The sequence below is a fragment of the Coriobacteriia bacterium genome (assembly GCA_034370385.1).
In the GTDB taxonomy this organism is placed as follows: Bacteria; Actinomycetota; Coriobacteriia; order Anaerosomatales; family PHET01; genus JAXMKZ01.
Map to the genome: position 1 here is coordinate 19,613 of JAXMKZ010000041.1, position 16,936 is coordinate 36,548.

Sequence of the window (16,936 nt, forward strand, 5' to 3'; positions counted from 1 at the left end):
CTATGGCTCGGTCGGCGCTTCAGGGGTCGCCGGTACCGCATCTGCGGGTGTGCCGCCCTCAGGAATCCAGACCATGCGACCGTCCTCAAGACGGTACACGGTGCCGACGGCCTGACCCTCGCCCTGCGCCTGCTGCTCGGTGCGCTTCAGGGTCTTCACCTCGCCATCGTCCTTGATGATGATCTCCATCTCCGCGGTGCCGGGGTTCTTCACGATGGTGATGTCCTCGTCGGACAGCAGATCCTGAAGGCCGAAGCTTGAGAGCGCGAAGATCATGAAGCCGACGCCGATGAGAATCGCCACGTCGAAGAGGTTGCCAGTGGACTCCATCGGATCGCCCGCATCATCGGCGAAGCCGGACCGCGAACGCATGAACGAAGTCTCCTCGCCTGAGGAGAGGAAGCATGCCGAATCGGGGATGCGCCGCGGGTCCTCGGTCATCGCCGCGCTCCCACGTGCTCGAGGACGTACTCAAGGTCCGCAAGATCCTGCGCGTACATCCGCTCGCGGGCAAGCGCCGTAAGGTACCCGATTGCGCCGATGAGCAGGCCTACGACCGTCGTCGAGAACGCGACGACCAGGTTTGCGGACAGCGTCTCGGTGTCACCCTTGGCGAGGGCCACGAGGGCGGGGCTGATGGGGATGAGTGTTCCCATCAGGCCGAGTATCGGACCCAGACGGATGAATATGCGCGTCTTGTCGAGTCGCCGGATCGCGGTGCGTTCGGCGTCGCCCAGGATCTTCAAGGTTCGAATCCGTGAGAGGCCCTGCGCGATGAGCGAGCGAGCGGCCGGGCCAACGACGGGGCCGTAGTCGAAATGCCGCAGCGCGTCAGCGGCCTTCTTCGGGTCGCTTGTGGCGCCAGCCTCGGCGAGTTCACCGGCGGCTCCCTCCACATCGAGCAGCCTGCGGGCGCGGCGGCGGCTGATCGCCTCTACCGTCAGCACTCCCGTGTGAAACGCCACGTACAGCAGCGCCAGCACCTCGAAGAAGAGCACTGGGTACAACAGCGCGGAGGCCACGGAGTAGATGATGTCTTGTGGTTGCGCGAGGTAGTGCCCGACGCGCCCGAACATGTCACCCATTGAGACTCCCTAGAACGATACGTCGAATCGGACGAGTTGCGGCTTCGAATGCCGTTCGCGTGATCGGCGAAGAGACACCCATGCCGTAGGCGAACGACAGGATGAGTGCGGCGGCAATGAGGCCCGCAGGATCGACGAGCGCCCCGCCACCTCCTCCTGTCGGCTCCTTGCTGAGGGTCTTCTCATCCAGCACGTAGCCTGAGAGCAGGTCGTTCGCCTCAGCCTCGGTGACGTTGACAGCCACCACCTCGGCGCTCTTCGGTGCTCCGTCACCGATCGAGATGCCGCCGATCCCGGTACCTGCGCCGGTTCCGGTCCCCAGTGCCACGCCGCCAGTGCCGCCGGTCGAGGATCCCCCTGGGGTCCCGCTGGTTGTGGCGCTAGGAGTCGTGTCCCCGGAGCCGCTTCCGGGCTTTGGCTTAGGCTTCGGCCGATAGACCGGTGGTTCCGCGAGATAGAACGCCGCATTGAGCTTCTTAATCACAGGTGAGATGCCAAGATCTTCAGTCGAGAGGTCGACGCGCATTCGCATGAAGCCCGCGGGCCTAGAGTCCTCGATGTAGAAGTCGTCTCCGCTGCCGGCTCGCTGCCATTCGCCACCATTGAGCGAGTAGTAGACGCGGGCGGCCGTTCCGTTCGGCAGGTCGATGGAGGGCAGAATCTCGGTGACCCACTTGTTGACGCCGGGGACGCCCAGATCGAGGTCCCCGGTCTCGTAGGTGCCGCTTGGGACGTAGCCCGTCTCCGTGATCTGACCGCTGTTCGCATCGGCCATGAGTACGCCCTCCGCGGTTGGCCAGATGCCGCCGTCGGCTCTCACGGATTCGGGGGAGCCGTTCATGCCGCTGCCGTACACGTCGAGCACGTTGCCATGCGCGGCGACCCGAAGGACGCGTCCGTTGCCGGAGTCTGCGATGAGGGTCGAACCGTCATCCAGTCGTTCCGCCGCTGTCGGCGAGTCCAGATGCGAGGAGCCGGAGCCCTTCTGACCGTCGACCCCGAACTGCCAAGCGACTGCGCCTCCACCGGAGCCGACGGCGAGCACCCGGTGTCGCGCCTCGTCGACGATCAGCGTCTCGCCGTTGGCGAGACGTGCGGCGGAGCGTGGCTGCTGGGCAACCCCCGAGGACCAGACGGGAGTCTTCGCACGCGAGACCTGTACGACGCGGCCGGTGCCCGCGTCCGAAATCAGGATGTCGTTTGTGCCTGGCACCGGGCGTGCGGACTGGGGCGCGCGAAGAGAGGGGTCGTCGGAAGAGCTGTAGCTCCAGACGACCTGCTTGTCACGACCGACTTCGAGCACCTGACGGCCTGCGGAATCCGCGATCACCACGGTGCCGCTGACGCCGGGGAACGCGCTGACGGGACCCTTGAGCGAGGACTCATCTTCATCGCTGAAGCTCCAGGTGATGCGCCCGGATGCGTCCAGCTCGACGACGCGTCGCCCGGCCTCGTCGGCAATCAACGTGGCTCCTGAAGCGAGCCGGACGACGGAACGCGGTGTCGCGCCGCCACCCAAGGTGTGGGACCAGATCTCACGCCGAGTGAGGCTGAGCGTGCGAGCGCCCCCGACCCGGGCCTCAGTGAGGTCGGTCCACGTGCCACTGAAACGTGGGTTCGGGTTGTAGAAGGTGTAGTTGCGAGGCCCTGCGGCCACCGCGGATGCCGACGTCGGTGCTCCAAGCGACGGAGCGACAATCAGCGCGCAGAGAACCACCCACATCGCCGTCGTGCAGAGATGGGCTCGGGAGGGTAGTATGTTGTTACCCTTAGTCATGACTTAGGATGATACCTCGCTCGCGCGCAATGCGGGCGTTCGTGTTCACCGGCAGGGAGTCGAACAGTCGTGCGACCCGCATTTCACAAGTCTCCCCTCCGCACCGCATTCGCGGTGCTGTCCGTCATCGCCCTCGTGTGCGCGCTTGCGCTTGCCGGGTGCCAGGACATCGATCAGCCCAATGTCGTCGAGGTCGACGGCGAGGTCGGTGCGAAGGCGGTCGAAGCGACGCTGAGTGCGCAGTCCGCCCCCGTCGGACCGTGGCCTGAGAAGGTCGGCTCGTTCGCGGTCAACTACGGCAAAGGCGCGTGGTGGCCGAAGGAGTTGCCGGAAGGCTACCGGGTCGAATCCGTCGACGTCGTCGAGTTCGAGCCGAAGTCGGGTCTCGTCTGCGACGCGCTCTTCTCCAATGGCGACGATGACGCCGTCACCTTCACTCAGGGTAGCGCGGTCATGCGTGACTACGAGGTGGTCTCAGTGGGTCGCGTCGCGTGGGGCACAGAGCAGGCCGACGTCGCGCATCAGGATCCCTCAGACACCACCACCCCGAAGATGATCGTGTTTGTTGACGAGGGCACGCTCTGTGAGCTCTCGGGAACGGACTTCGGAGCGCTCGAGGCGATGGCCGCGAGCATGGTGCCGGTGAAGTAGTAGCAGTGGCAACACGACAGGCGCCGCAGCGCCTGTCTGATGACTCCGATCCCGGCGAGCCTACCGCGGCAGGCGCTCGCAACGGCTCCCGGGACGACAGGGTCGGGCAGGGAAACCCTCCGACCTCCCACTATGGAAAGGAGCACGCATGCGCCAGGGAATGGGTACCAGATTCAGCACCAGGGTGGTGGCGGCCTTCGTCTTCGCGATCATGGTCGCCGCGCTCGTGGCGCCGGCAGTCGCAGGGGCGGCTGTGCCGGCACCGACGATCGCGCTGAGCACTTCGCTTCAGGCGACGGCGAAACCTGTGACGATCAGCGGCTCGATGGGCAAGGCCTACAGGGGCAAGACCGTAACCGTCCAGGTCAGGAAGCCGGGACGCGCGTACTGGTCTTCGGCGACGTCCAAGGACACTACGCTCAGCTCATTGGGTCGCTACAGTATCCGCTATACGCCGAAGCTGGCCGGCAAGTTCTATTTCCGCGTTCGTTACAACGCCACGCCGCCCAAGTACTCGCGAACCGTGTCGATGACGGTCAAGAAGGGTCCGAGCACGAAGACCGAGGTCTTCTTGTCCTCGACGACCTCGACGCGGGACTCCGGCCTGTTCGAGGCCTTGAAGCCGATGTTCCTGAACGACTGCCCCGAGTACACGATCAAAGCGCAGTTCGTCGGCACGGGCGCGGCAATCGCTCTGGGTGGCACGGGTGACGCGGACGTTCTGCTCACCCACAGCCCTTCGCAAGAGGTCGCATTCATGAATGGCCTCGTTGACGGCAAGGCGTCGGCATATCGCGGCAAGTCCCGCTATAAGGTCATGTACAACGACTACGTTCTCGTCGGCCCGACGGCGAACCCCGCGGCCTGCGAGACGAGTGAGACCGCCACTTCGGCGTTCGGCAAGATCGCAGGCACCTCCTCGACCTTCTGGTCCCGCAACGACAAGTCGGGCACCAACACAAAGGAGAAGGAAATCTGGGCGCTGATCGACAGCCCGCAGATCGATGCGGCCGCTTCGACGACCGCCACTACGGTGTTCATGCCGTGGTACAAGGCGTCGGGCACCATGGGCATGGCCCAGGCGCTCGCTGCATCCAACGACGGCGCTAGTGGCGGGTACACCCTGTCGGACCGCGGCACGTGGCTCAACGCCAAGGCACTCGGCCTGACCAAAAACCTCAAGATCGTCAACGAGGGTGACGCCAACTACTTCAACCAGTACAGCGTCATCGAGGTCGGCGGCGCTCGCAACTGGGAGGGTGCGCAGGACTTCAGCCAGTGGATCCGCACGCCCAAGGCCCAAGAGATCATCCGGACCTACGGTGTCTCCACGTACGGCCAGGCCCTCTTCATCCCGAATCAGGGTTCCTGGTAGTCGCACGCGTCTTCACGGTACGATTCCCCCGGCCGCTGCGGCAACGGCCGGGGGAATCTGACCCGCCCAAGCGATCGGAAGACGCATGAACGTGTACGCAACGGCGATCGCCGATGCTTTCTCGCTACTGACCAACGGCAACCAGACCGTGTGGGAGGTCATTCGCCTCTCGCTGATCGTTTCGGGCTCCGCTGTGGCGCTCGCGGCGCTGATTGGCATCCCTTTGGGATACGCGCTGGGCATGAGTCGGCATGCGGGTCGGGGAATCATCGTGCTTCTGGTGAACACCGCCATGGGGTTCCCGCCGGTCGTGATCGGCCTGTTCGTCTACATCGCACTCTCGCGATCGGGCCCTCTGGGCCCCTTGAATCTCCTGTTCACCCCGCTGGGCATGATCATCGCCCAGGTCATTCTCGCCACACCCCTGATCCTGGGGGTCACGGCGGCGGCCGTTTCCGGTGTCTCGCGAGACCTGCGTTTGCAGCTGCGGGCGCTCGGAGCGTCCCGCCTCCAGGAGGGTGCCGCCATCCTCCGTGAGGCACGCGGAGGCGTGATGGTCTCGATCGTGGCCGGCTTCGGCGCCATCATCTCGGAGGTCGGCGCCGTCTCGATCGTCGGCGGAGGCATCGAGGGGTACACCGACGTCATGACAACGGCGATCATGGCGAACGTGCGCCGGGGCGAGAACTCTCAGGCGATGGCCTGGGCCATGGTGCTCATGGGTATCGCGCTCATGGTCAACATAGTGCTTACGAGCGTACAGAGCACGAGCACGAAGCACGGAGCATGACGATGGGTGCCGATCACGTTCGTTCCGCGACCGCGGTTTCGGCGCGCGGACTCACCGTCACGTACGCGGGCCGCACCGTCCTCGATGTCGACCACATCGAACTCGCTCCCTCTGAAACCTACGTGCTGCTGGGTTCGTCGGGCGCGGGCAAGTCGACTCTTCTTCGAGTTCTCGGACTGCTCGAGGAGCCAACCAGCGGTCAGGTCCTCTATGGCGGCGAGCAAGTGGCCAGGGCCGATCTGGCCGCACGTCGCCGCATCGCCGCGGTCTTTCAGAAGCCGCACCTGCTCAGGGGCACGGTGGGCGACAACGTTGCGTATGGGCTCAAGCTTCGCGGCGTGCCGCGTACGGAACGCGCGGAGCGCGTGGCGGCGTCGCTTGAGACCGTCGGACTGGGAGGCTGGGAGAAGCGGCCTGCGCTGACGTTGTCCGGCGGGGAAGCACAGCGAGTCGCCCTGGCCCGCGCGATCGTGCTGCGACCCAATCTACTGCTGCTGGACGAGCCGCTGTCGTACCTGGACCCGGTACTCAAGCGCGACCTCACCGACCAGTTCGCGGCAATCCTGTCGTCCGAGGACGTCACGGCGCTGTATGTCACGCACGATCAGGACGAGGCTGCCGTTGTTGCGGACCGGATCGGTGTCATGCGTGACGGCCGCATCGTCGCCGAGGGGGCGCCCGATGAGGTGCTCGCACTTCCCTGCGATGACTGGGTGGCGGCTTTCGTCGGCACGGAGCCGCCGGTGGTCGGTCGGGTCACGACGTACGCCAACGGAGTTGCGACGCTCACGTGTGGAAGCGGTGAAGTCTTTGCGGTCACGGATCTCCTTACCGATACCGAGGTCGTGTTCGGCGTGCGCCCCGAGGACGTCATGCTGTTCGAAGACGGCGTCGAGATCCCGCTCAGCTCAGCCCGCAATCAGCTCGCTTGCACCGTCGTGCGCGTCATCCCTCAGGGGGCGGCGGTTCGCGTCGTGCTCGACGCGGGCTGCTTCCGCCTCGCCTCGAGCATCAGCCACGGGTCTGCGAAGGCCTTGGGCGTAGAGCCCGGCGCCCGACTCACGGCCGTATTCAAGGCGACCGCGGTGCGCGTTGCGACCCGGTAGACCGAGCCTCACTCTTCGCTTCCGAAGCACTCCTCGTAGCCGTCACACCCGGTGCAGCTTGGGTTGCGTCAAGTGCTGAACCCGCTCCAACCGCACAGCCGTTTGTAGAGGAACTTCTTCCAGCGCATGTCCTTGGTGTTGGCCTCGTAGAGGGTCGGGAAGCTCTCGCGCATCATCGCTCGAAGCTCGTCCCGACCGGAGAGGCCCATCGAACGCCACAGGTGCCCGGGCTGCAGCGCCGAGCGCGCTATCCAGTCGGCGCGGTCTCGCGTGTCTGGGTCATCTCCTGCGTCAGCCATGAGCAGCAAGACGAGTTGTTCGTACTCGTCTTGCCTTTGCGGGGGAATGGGGTGTCGGTCAGCCATCGAGGGATGTAACAGCGACCGGCCTCGTTGGCTTGCGTGGCCGGTCGCTGCTTGGGTGCGAGTCGGGTTAGTCGACGCCGAGGATGACGTGGTCGGCCTTGATGATGGCCACGGCCTCGCTGCCGACGGTGAGGCCCAGATCCCTGACCGCATCCATCGTGACCACGGCTGTGATCCGCTGCCCTGTCACGTCTAGAACGACCTGTGCTTCGACGGCGCCTTCCTTGATCTCTGAAACGACACCGCGAATCTGGTTACGAGCTGAAAGCTTCATAGCCAACTCCTTCCGAGGTGAACCTTGCAAGGGGTTTATGCCCATTTCAGGCCTGTCGCCTGCGCGGTGGATCACTCAGGGGCGCTCCCGGGTTTCTCTTGTCCGGGCGCCTCCGAAGGCTGTTTGCCGATAGCGAGCCACCGATTCTCGCTCGCGAACATCACGGGAACGGCAGGGCGCCCGCCCCACAGGCGCGGACGGAGCCAGTCAGCCGTCTCCACGATGTCGCCGAGCTTCGGCGATACGACGTTGCGGTCCACCGGGAGCACGAGCATGCCGGCCGCCTCAAGCTCGCCGACCGTCACCTCGGCTGGATGATCGCGCAGCCGGCCGAACTCCACGAACCGGCCGGACCAGCCCCACGCGGTCAGGCCCACGCCCGCAGCCGCGCCGATGATCCCGTCGTTCGTACCGCCGTGGCCGGAAAGGTGGGCACCGGATGCTGCTGCGATCGCGTCGGCTTGCGTCACGACTGAGACGGCAGCGCGTCGGCCGAACTCCGTGAGCACGGGGATCGCCGGGTTATCCTCGAGCGCGACGCACACGCCCGGGTCGCTTCCTTCGAGGGCGTGAAGCTCCACGTGGGCAATGGCGCGGGTGATGAGCTCTTCGACGATGGCGGCATCAGGCACCTCGACGACGGCGCATGCCGAACTGTTGTGCGAGGTGTACGGGATGTCCGGGTGCACCAACAGCTGCTGGCGGACGACGCCCCACAGCTTGCACCCATCGGGTAGCTCGTCCTCGTACCAGCGCACGAGCTTGCCGGTGCCACGTGGTGCGCCGAGATTGTCAGTGTCATCGAAGCATACGAATGCGCGCATAGCGGACTCCCTTATTGTCCCGGTACCCAGACGGTGCGACCGTCCTCGAGTTGGTAGACCGTGCCTACAGGTGTACCCATGCCCTCCGCCGGCTGGTCGGTGACCTTCAGGCGCTCGATCTCCTTGCCCTCCTTGCGGATGACCTCCATGTCAGGCGTTCCGGGGTTCTTCACGATGGTCATCTCGTCGGCAGAGAGGATCTCTTGCAGCCCGAAGCTCGACAGGGCCACGACCATGAAGCCCACGCCGATCAGGATCGCCACGTCGAACAGGTTTCCCATCGCGTCCATCGGGTCTCCGTGACCGTCCCCTGAGCGTCTGCGTCGGCGGCTGAGGAAACTGGTGTCTGCACCGGTGCTGCGCATGTCACCCTCCCAAGTGGTCGAACACGTACTCGATGTCGGTGAGGTCCTGCTGGTGATGACGATCCCGTACCGCCGTGACGATGTAGCCGATGGATCCGATGAGCAGACCCACGACGGTGGTGGAGAAGGCGATCACGAGGTTGTCCGAAAGCTGCTGAACGTCGCCGCTGGCCAGAGCCACGAGCGCCGGGCTGATCGGGATGAGCGTACCCATGAGGCCGAGTATCGGGCCCACGCGCATGAGCATTCGTGTGCGCTCGAGGACCCTGACCGACTCGAGGTCCGCATCGGCCAGCGCCTTCAGAACGTGCGAGCGCGTGACCGTCGACTGATGCTCCAGCGAACTCGCGACCGTCCGAGCGATCGGGCTTGGCCCCATCGAGCCCAAAAACCCGAGCGCAGCGGTTCGCTTGTCGGTGCCCGTCGCCTGGGCCACGGCCACCGCGGCGGCTTCGACGTCGAGCTTCTTGCGCGCCCTCCGGCGTTTGAACACCTCCACGCAGAATCGACCCGCTTCATACGCGGCGACGAGCAGCGCGAACACTTCAAGGAATAGGACCGGGTAGAGGAGTGCTGTCGCGACCCCGTAGATGATCGCCTCAGGGTGCGTCAGGTAGTAGCCAAGCTTCTCGCCCAAACCCGTCATCTCAACTCCCTCAGTGTCAGCGCTGACAGCGCTATCCGGAAGACCCGTCTGGGCGTCCCCGACGCTGCAGCGGTAGCGCCAATCGTATACGCGAGCGCAACCAACGCCAATGCGACGCTGATGGTCAGCTGCTGATTCGAGGTCGGGCCTCCGCCGGGTGTGCCGTCGCCGGCTTCGTTACCGATTGGGGTCAGCAGGTTGCCAGCGGCGTACTGGGGACCCGTGAGCACGGCCGGACCTTCGGCGGCGAACTGGTCCGACGTGGCGGCAGGCGCGGTCGCAACAGCCGCATCGTACGGAGCGCCGAAGGTCATCGGGCCGCCGCTGAAGCTGCTGCCTGAGCCCGTGCCAGAGCCCGCGCCCGTGCTTGAACCTGAGCCGCTGCCGGAACCAGAGCCCGAACCCGAACCCGAACCGCCGCCGGAACCGGTACCGTCACCCGGGTCAGGGCCGGTGGCCGGAGCGGGGGAGGCGGAGAACTGCACCTGGGTGACCGACGGCGTTGAGCCCTGGTCTGTCGTCGAGAGCCGAACTCGGTACCGGATGAGTCTGCCGATGCTGTTCTTCGACAGGCTGCTGGCCGCCCGCCACGCCCCGCCATCGAGCGAGTACTCGAGCCGCGCTGAGGTTCCGGCCGGCTGGTCCGCGGCCAGCGAGCCCGACGGCACGACCTTGCGCACCCCAGGGAGTCCGAGGTCGAGCGATGGCGAAGTGAACGTGCCGCTCGTCGGGTAGCCGACTTCGATGATTCGCTTGGTGCCCTGATCGGCGAGCAGATACGAGCCGGAGGCGGTGCGCTGCACCGAGCGCACCTTCGAAGTGAGCGAGGCGTCAGCGACACCGGGAATAGGGATCGTGCTGACGATCTCGCCTGCGGCGTCGACCTCGATGATTCGTCCGACGCCGTCTTCTTCGACAATCACCGTGTTGCCGTTTGGCAAGCGAACCGCGTCGGAGGGCTTCGGCTGGCTGTCGCCGGTGCCTTCGAACACGTACTGCCACACAACTGCGCCACTCGGAGTGACTTCGATGACCCGGTTGCCTGCGTACGCCTGATCCGCCGCGTCGACTATCAACGTATTGCCGTTGGCGAGTCTGGATGCCTTACGTGGCGAGGACAGCATGCCCGGCCCCGTGCCCGGATCGTTGTCGCGGCCATACTGCCACACGATGCTCGATCGGGTGAAGCCGTACGCCGGCGCATCGGCGTCGTAATCGGAGGTCCGGACCTCGATGACCCGCGTTGAGAACCGGTTGTCGCAGATCAGCGTGTTGCCATTCGCCAGTCGTGTCGCTGAGTAGGGGTCGACGACCGAGCCAGGTGCGAGTGAGTCGATCTGGGCGCCGTACTGCCAGACGACCCGCTTGTCGGGCGCCACCTCCAGCACGAGGTCCGCTCGTCGATCCAGTATCAGCGTATTGCCGTTCGGCAACCGCTGTGCCGAATACGGGTTCAGCAACCGCGGGTCGTCGGCTTTGGAGTAGGACCAGGCGATGCGCTTCGAACGAGTCACTTCGGTGACCGCCACGTTGTAGCGGTCTGCGATCAGTATGTTGCCGTTGCCGAGCACCTCTGCGGAGAATGGTTCCATCATCAGGACGCCCGGTCGCGTGTACTCCCAGAGCACACGGCGTTGCAGCTGCACACGCGGTACACCGGCAACTGTCGTCACCTCAACGCCGCTCGCGGTCCCCGCGAACGGAGTCGAGCCGGTGGTCGCGCGCCACGTGGTTGCCCCAGCGCTCAGTGGCCGAGTGACGCTGATCCCTGCGACGAGCAGCAGCGCGAGCACGAAGTAGAGGGTCGGTGTCGCCTTGATTCGAGTTGTGGCCATTCGCCTCATGAGGCTACCTCGGTGCTCGGTGTCGCATCGGGCAACATACCGGCGCGGCTTAGGCGCTGCAGGACGAACGCCGCGGCGACTCCGCCGAGGGCACCGAATCCGAGGTGAGTGACTGCCGCGAAGCCGAGTCCGATGGCGAGGTACCCGCCGGGAACGCCCAGTGCGAGGCCGAGAAGGTACGATGCGGTGAGCTTACCCATGTGCGCGGCTGCAGCGACGATGACCGCCGCCGGATAGCGGTCCAGACGCCCGCCCAACAGTGGCGTCAACACGTCGACGATGAGGCCCGGCACGAAGTACTTGACGCCGACGAAGATCCCCTCGCGGCCGGGCAGGATGATGACGGCGAGCAGCCCCGAGATGAGCCCGATCAGGGTCCCGGTACCCGGGCGCCCCACGACGCCGACACCGATAAGCAGAAGCGCCATCCAGAAGACACCTGAATGCCCCGGCACGTGTATCGGCATGCGCAGGTAGAACTTCGCCCCGATGATGAGGGCGGCGACCAGCGCGACGATGACGCGCGCTCGCAGGGGCAGACCCCACGGCTGTCTGGGCCGAGCCGTTTCGTCGGTCACTCGACGATCACCCGCTCGACGTCCCGGACGCGTGCGCTGTATTCGATCTCAGGCCCGCATAGCTTGGTCGTTCCACGAAGCGCGAAGTCGAGCAACACGTCTTCATCGATGTCGCGACGTGCCAGGGTGATGGTGCCGGAATCACGGACTCCCGGACCTGTGACGGTCACCGACGTGAACTCCGCGACACCGGCGTCCGCGAGCACGGCTAGCAGTGGCGGACCCTCCTCGAGCTTGCCGTCCATGACGACCTTGCGCATGCCGAGCGCACGCAGTTCTTCAATCGAGTAGCTCGCCACTTCGCGTCCCGACTTCTCGACTGTGACGTGGTACGGGCCGGCCGCCTTGCGCGCGCGCAGGTCGAGGCCCCACGCTGCGAGCGTGAGGAGAACGAGTGCCCCTGCGACGATTGCGAATGCGAGCGCGGTCCTTGGGCGTGGCATGGACGGAGCTAGCGCTTCACGGCGAGTCCGTCGACGTCAACGCGCCGTCCGGTGCCGGCCAACGTGACGATGCGAATCGTGTGGCGACCCGCGCCAGAGAGTCGGCCGATGCGGACTTCGGCCCGGGGCCGTTCGGTCGCCGCGTAGAGGTCGTAGGTTCCCGCGAGACGCCCGTCGAGATAGATGCGCACCCGTCCGCGATCGGGACCCTTCGAGGTGATGAGGTGAGCCTCGGTCCCGCGGGAGAACGTGAAGGTGGCGGATGCACCCGCGGCCGTCGTGACTCGTGAACGGCCACCGTACGAGGCGGTCGCGATCTCGGAGCGCCATGCGCCGGAGTAGCGTGCGCTCACGTCATCGTAGGGTATGACCGTCGTTCGTGTGGCGGACCATGCGCCAACATTGCCGGCGGTGTCCGTTGAGCGCGCCCGGAACCGATACGTGGCTCCGGTCGGGGCAGTGACGGTCACCGCCTGCGCAGCCGTGCGTGTTCTGAGCCGACGCCACGGCGCGGTTGCGGACGTGCGGTACTCGAGGTCGCGCAGCGTGCCCGACGAGGGAGTCGCGTCCACCGATGTCAAGGAGACGACGAATGCTCGAGCCGTTGACGTGCGCGTCGAGATGGCAGGGGCCGAGAGTGTGGTCGACGGAGTCCGCGTGTCGGTCTTGACCGAGATGCTCGCGATCGCGGATTCGTTGCCGCTGCTGTCTGCGGCGTAGTAGAAGAGCTTTCGGGCACCCTGTGGCGCTCGTAGTGGCGCTGTGTACGTGGCGTAGACGCTGGTGGACGAATCCCACGAGTAGAACAGGCGTCCTCGGTCGGTGAACAGGGAGACATACGGTGCGGTCTTCCTGAACCAGCCGGCTGCGCCGTTCGGCTTGGTTGGCGACGTCGCGGCTCGCACGCGAGGAGGCAGGGCGATGGTCGTAGCGGCCACGGGGTTCGAGCGAGCACTGACATTGGTAGCGGTATCCATGGCGCGTACTTCGTAGTGGTACGTCAGCCCGCCAAGAGGGGTCGCGTCGTCGTAGGTCGTCTGGGATGTCGAGCCGATGAGGGTCTTCGCCACCGAGTACGGCACGCCAAGCGGAGGCTCGATCCACCGGTACACGAGGTACTTAGACACCTTGGTGTTGTCGAGAGCGGGGCTCCAGGAGAGCCTGACTCGGCGGTCGAGTGGCGTGGCCGTGAGATTCGTCGCTGTTGTAGGCGCGCTCATGTCGGTGGCGCCTATCGCGATGTCCTCGTCCGGCCGCGTGAGCGTGATGCCCGCAACGAGTGTGGTCGTTCCCGACACGATGTCGACACTAGTGTTCAGGGGCACGCAAAGTGAGTAGTCCCCGCGCGACCCGGGCGTGCCGTGATCCTCATCGTCGGTGCGACCGTTCGCGTCGCCGTCGACGCCGTCGGTCTCAGTCCGCGAGGCCGCGACGGTGGAACCATCGAGACGTCGCACTGCCTTGACGAGCGTTCCTGCGGGCAGTCCGGTGGCCGCGGCGTTGTGGAGCCTCGCACCCTGGGTCTCGACGTCGAAGACGTCGACAGCGAAAGGTGCGCTGCCGTTGAAGGTCGCCCCCTTCTCCAGGTTCAGGGAGACCAGGATGTAGTAGCGGCCCGACATCGCTTCATCCCCGAAGGCGAAGGCCGCCCAACCCTCGGGAATCGAACCGGTCGGATCGGTGGTCATTAGAGGGAAGCGGTTCCTGTCCTGCTCCCGCTCCTGGACCCATTGTCGCGTGACGGGGTTCCAGGTCCAGCCACGGTTCTGGATGTTCATCGGCTCAGGAGCGGGGCTGAGCCGCACCTTGAGCCGATAGCCGGCGTTCGGATCCAGTCCTGCTGCCGAGAAGCCGATTACAACGGGAGTGTGATCGTTAGGGACCATGATGGTCGAGGTGGGGAGGGCGCCCCCTGTGTACGTGCCTGCCGCATACGCCGATGCCAAGGGCATCGCGAGCACGAGCGTCAGAACTCCGGCGAGTATCGCGAGGAGTGATCTGCTGGTGCACGCGGTCGTTTTCACAGGGGGCGCGCCTCCACTCGGTTAACGGACGCGGAAGTACCGTGAGGCACTCACGCTCGAGATGTGCGTCGCATCGCTATGGCTGGCCTGAATACGGTATAGGCCGGCTGGCAGCGACAACCGTGCACGGAAAGTGAGACCGGACTTCACTCTGACAGTGCGATAGAGGCGGTAGGTCGATCCGATCTTCTTGTAGACGCGGAAGTACACGTAGGACTGGTGCGCAGGAGCCAGTGTTGCGTACGCGTAGAACGGCCTGCTTGCCCGCTGAGTCGCCACTGAGCGCAGGTTGATCTTCGCCTTCACCCTGAGCGAGTACTCCGGCGACGTGGCCTGCGCCAGCGCCCCAGCGCCGAGGAAAGCGATGCGCAGTCTCAGGTTGCGAGTCGGGTTGAAGTACAGGCGGTAGGTGCCGTCAGCGGCGGTGACAGCGGTGGCACCCGTGTACGGGACCCACGTCGCGTCTTTGAGGTACTCGACTCGTACCTGAACCCCCGCCGTCGACAGGGTGGGTGCCGTCAGGGTGCCCACCACTGCGGCACGGGTCCCGATGGTGAGGCTGGACGTAGCGCGTCGCGTGAGCGTCGGCTGCTCTGTGACAACCGCGTTCACCGTCTCCGTCGCGGTGTTGCCGGCCTTGTCCGAGGCGACGAAATCCACGGTCGACGTGCCCGGGGTCGTGACAGACACGGTGGTACCCGTCGTCAATACGCCGCCGTTGACGCGGTAGCGCGTCCAGTCGATACCCGAGGTGGCGTCAGACGGTGATGCGCTGGCGGTAGCGGTACCCGCAGCGCTCTGGCCTACAGCGCCCACAACCGGACTCGTGCGGTCGACGCGAATCGTAGCCGTCTTCGTCGCCTCGGTGTTCGCGGGCCAAGCGGTGTCGACCGACCAGTACTCCAGGGTCGTCGTACCATCAGTCGAGAACGTAAGCGGCGCCGTGTAAGTCAGCGTGGAGCCGCCATTCAAGCGGTAGTGAGTGGATGCTACGGCGGTACCTGTGTCGACCGCGCTGAGCGTGACGGTGACCGGCGTCGTGCTCCAGCCAGCCGGGATCGTCGCTGCGGTCGTCACAGGCGGAACCGTGTCGGAGGAGACGACAGCGAACGTGAGCGTACCGGTCGCCGAGTTGCCGACCACGTCGGACGCGATCCAGCTCGCCGAGTATGTTCCCGGCGCCGAGATGGCGCGGGTCGCGGTGAAGCTGGGGCCGGGCACCGTCACGGTGGTACCGGGCGTCGGATTGAGGCGGTACTGCAGGCCCGACACGCCGCGGCCAGCGTCGGTCGCCGAGATCTGGAACACGGCGTTCGCGGTGTTGGTTCCGGTCAGCGTGGCCACAACGGACGGCCCTGCGGTGTCGGCGACGACGGAGAACGCCTGTGAGCCCTCGCGGACGTTGCCGGCGTTGTCTTCAGTCAGCCAGAAGAGGGTGTGTGCGCCGACCGTGGTCACCGTCGAGGTGATGGTCGTCGCGGCGCTGGCGGTGACCGTCGCGGTGCGCGCGGCACCGGTGAGGATGCTGTACTGGATATTCTTGACGCCCGAGCCCAGCGCGCCATCGGTGGCGACGAGGCTGAAGCTGGTGGCGCTCGTGTTGCCGTTGTTTGTGGCGGTGAGCGCCGGAGCGATGGTATCGATGCGGGAAGCTACGGTCGTGGAGCGCGCGCTGACGTTCGAGGAAGCGTCGACCGCTCGGATCTCGTAGTTGTACACGTCGCCGTCCGAGGTGGCGGCATCCGTGTAGGACGTCCCGGTCTGACTGGTGACAAGCGACTTCACCGGCGTGGACTTCGCGCCCGCGAGGGCATCCTTCCACTTGTAGACCAGGTACCGGACGGCACTGCTCGCGTCGGAGGATGCCGTCCAGTTCACGGTGATGTCGGTCTTGGATGGCGCGGCGGTCGGCGCGCCCGGTCGCGTCGGCGCCACCATGTCAGCCGCGCCCATCGCGATATCGACGTCGGCGACAGCCGCCGTGTAGCTCGAGATGGCGCGCGTCCGGTTGACCAGCACATTCATCGGCAAGCTCATCGGCGCTGCAAGCCGATACTCGGGCAAGGTGCCTGCCGGACCCCACGCCTCACCATCGACGACTCCATCGGAGTCGGAGTCGATGAGGTTGGGCTCGGTCTTTGACAGCGAGTAAACGGTCGCCGTCGCGGCTTCGGCGGTGAGCTCGGCGCGCTTGTCTGCCGCGAAGCCCGTGGTCACGGCGTTGTGCACGAATGCGCCGTTGGTATCCATGTCGAGCACCGTCATCGGCGCAAGCGAACTCGTAGAGATGTCCGACGGAGTCGCGACCTCCTGCAAGAGCACCTGCAGCGAATACGCGCCAGACTCGCGCTCATCGCCGAACTTCGCCCAGACCCAGCCTGCGTCGCCGCCGGAGATCAGGCCCGTCGAGCTAGCGGTGATGGTGGGCAGCTCGCTCCAGTCGGCGTCGATGCCCGCCCAAGCCTTGGTCACGCCGTTCCACGTGAACCCGCGGTTCGTGGCGGCGGCGTCGGTTCCGTTCTTCAAGAAACGCGCACGTGCGCGGTATACACCGTTTGGCGTCAGCGTCGTCGGTGTGGTGCTAGCGACGATGCGAAACGCGATCGGCGTGTGGTCGTTCGCCACGTAGCTCCCGTTGTCGGTCTGGAACGCGACGGGAGCAGTGACTGCGATTGCCGGTTGTGCCGCGAACGCCGGAAGCGCCAATGCCAGCGCCAGCGACGCGCGCACCACTCGCGCAAACGTCCTACTGAGTAACTTCATGTGCGTTGCCCTTTCTGTGCCGTCGG

At 65.7% G+C, this 16,936-nt stretch carries 17 protein-coding genes and 1 riboswitch; of the genes, 4 read left to right on the forward strand and 13 right to left on the reverse strand.

The genetic code is table 11. The features are described from left to right. From U1E26_08305 to U1E26_08315, 3 genes are read right to left on the reverse strand one after another with little or no spacing between them, the layout of a single operon-like run. The gene (locus tag U1E26_08305; protein ID MDZ4169642.1) at nt 1-441 is read right to left on the reverse strand and encodes a DUF2149 domain-containing protein; all 441 of its coding nucleotides are present in this window, start codon (nt 439-441) and stop codon (nt 1-3) included. Next, nucleotides 438-1,085, reverse strand: coding sequence for a MotA/TolQ/ExbB proton channel family protein (locus tag U1E26_08310; GenBank protein ID MDZ4169643.1), 648 nt, complete (start codon nt 1,083-1,085; stop codon nt 438-440). Before U1E26_08310 ends, U1E26_08305 begins: the two co-directional genes overlap by 4 nt. Further along, nucleotides 1,078-2,802, reverse strand: coding sequence for a PQQ-binding-like beta-propeller repeat protein (locus U1E26_08315; GenBank protein ID MDZ4169644.1), 1,725 nt, complete (start codon nt 2,800-2,802; stop codon nt 1,078-1,080). Before U1E26_08315 ends, U1E26_08310 begins: the two co-directional genes overlap by 8 nt. Nucleotides 2,803-2,931: 129 nt before the next feature. Between U1E26_08315 and U1E26_08320 the strand changes: the two genes are divergently transcribed. From U1E26_08320 to U1E26_08335, 4 genes are all read left to right on the forward strand, one after another. Next, a complete protein-coding gene (locus tag U1E26_08320; GenBank protein ID MDZ4169645.1) occupies nt 2,932-3,513 on the forward strand; it encodes a hypothetical protein in 582 nt (193 codons plus the stop codon). A gap of 31 nt (nt 3,514-3,544) precedes the next feature. After that, nucleotides 3,545-3,675, forward strand: a riboswitch (molybdenum cofactor riboswitch). Continuing rightward, nucleotides 3,662-4,888 carry a substrate-binding domain-containing protein gene (locus U1E26_08325; GenBank protein ID MDZ4169646.1) on the forward strand — a complete coding sequence of 409 codons (1,227 nt, stop codon included), beginning with the start codon at nt 3,662-3,664 and terminating at the stop codon, nt 4,886-4,888. Its footprint overlaps the riboswitch before it by 14 nt. Before the next feature lie 85 nt (nt 4,889-4,973). After that, a complete protein-coding gene (locus U1E26_08330; GenBank protein ID MDZ4169647.1) occupies nt 4,974-5,678 on the forward strand; it encodes an ABC transporter permease in 705 nt (234 codons plus the stop codon). Between the two features lie 2 nt (nt 5,679-5,680). Then, on the forward strand, nt 5,681-6,784 hold the full coding sequence (locus tag U1E26_08335) for an ABC transporter ATP-binding protein (protein ID MDZ4169648.1): 1,104 nt from the start codon (nt 5,681-5,683) through the stop codon (nt 6,782-6,784). Nucleotides 6,785-6,852: 68 nt separating this feature from the next. On the opposite strand, the gene U1E26_08340 is transcribed toward U1E26_08335, so the two are convergent. The 10 genes from U1E26_08340 to U1E26_08385 form a co-directional block, all read right to left on the reverse strand. Next, nucleotides 6,853-7,149, reverse strand: a complete 297-nt coding sequence (locus U1E26_08340; protein ID MDZ4169649.1) for a nitrogen fixation protein NifQ — start codon at nt 7,147-7,149, stop codon at nt 6,853-6,855. 67 nt (nt 7,150-7,216) lie between these two features. Further along, nucleotides 7,217-7,423, reverse strand: a complete 207-nt coding sequence (locus U1E26_08345; protein MDZ4169650.1) for a TOBE domain-containing protein — start codon at nt 7,421-7,423, stop codon at nt 7,217-7,219. Between the two features lie 71 nt (nt 7,424-7,494). Further along, nucleotides 7,495-8,247: a hypothetical protein gene (locus U1E26_08350; protein MDZ4169651.1), complete on the reverse strand. Its 753-nt coding sequence runs from the start codon at nt 8,245-8,247 to the stop codon at nt 7,495-7,497. An 11-nt stretch (nt 8,248-8,258) separates the two neighbouring features. Continuing rightward, entirely contained in the window at nt 8,259-8,537 is a 279-nt protein-coding gene (locus U1E26_08355) for a DUF2149 domain-containing protein (GenBank protein ID MDZ4169652.1), read from the reverse strand. Between the two features lie 76 nt (nt 8,538-8,613). After that, nucleotides 8,614-9,258, reverse strand: coding sequence for a MotA/TolQ/ExbB proton channel family protein (locus U1E26_08360; protein MDZ4169653.1), 645 nt, complete (start codon nt 9,256-9,258; stop codon nt 8,614-8,616). Beyond that, nucleotides 9,255-11,093: a hypothetical protein gene (locus U1E26_08365; protein MDZ4169654.1), complete on the reverse strand. Its 1,839-nt coding sequence runs from the start codon at nt 11,091-11,093 to the stop codon at nt 9,255-9,257. The genes U1E26_08360 and U1E26_08365 overlap by 4 nt, the downstream gene beginning before the upstream one ends. A gap of 5 nt (nt 11,094-11,098) precedes the next feature. Continuing rightward, nucleotides 11,099-11,680: a cobalt ABC transporter permease gene (locus U1E26_08370; GenBank protein MDZ4169655.1), complete on the reverse strand. Its 582-nt coding sequence runs from the start codon at nt 11,678-11,680 to the stop codon at nt 11,099-11,101. Next, the gene (locus U1E26_08375) at nt 11,677-12,123 is read right to left on the reverse strand and encodes a hypothetical protein (GenBank protein MDZ4169656.1); all 447 of its coding nucleotides are present in this window, start codon (nt 12,121-12,123) and stop codon (nt 11,677-11,679) included. The genes U1E26_08370 and U1E26_08375 overlap by 4 nt, the downstream gene beginning before the upstream one ends. An 8-nt stretch (nt 12,124-12,131) precedes the next feature. Continuing rightward, nucleotides 12,132-14,147 (reverse strand): fibronectin type III domain-containing protein, encoded by a 2,016-nt coding sequence (locus U1E26_08380; GenBank protein MDZ4169657.1) that lies wholly within the window; start codon nt 14,145-14,147, stop codon nt 12,132-12,134. A 21-nt stretch (nt 14,148-14,168) separates the two neighbouring features. Continuing rightward, nucleotides 14,169-16,910: a hypothetical protein gene (locus U1E26_08385; GenBank protein ID MDZ4169658.1), complete on the reverse strand. Its 2,742-nt coding sequence runs from the start codon at nt 16,908-16,910 to the stop codon at nt 14,169-14,171. Between the last annotated feature and the right edge of the window lie 26 nt (nt 16,911-16,936).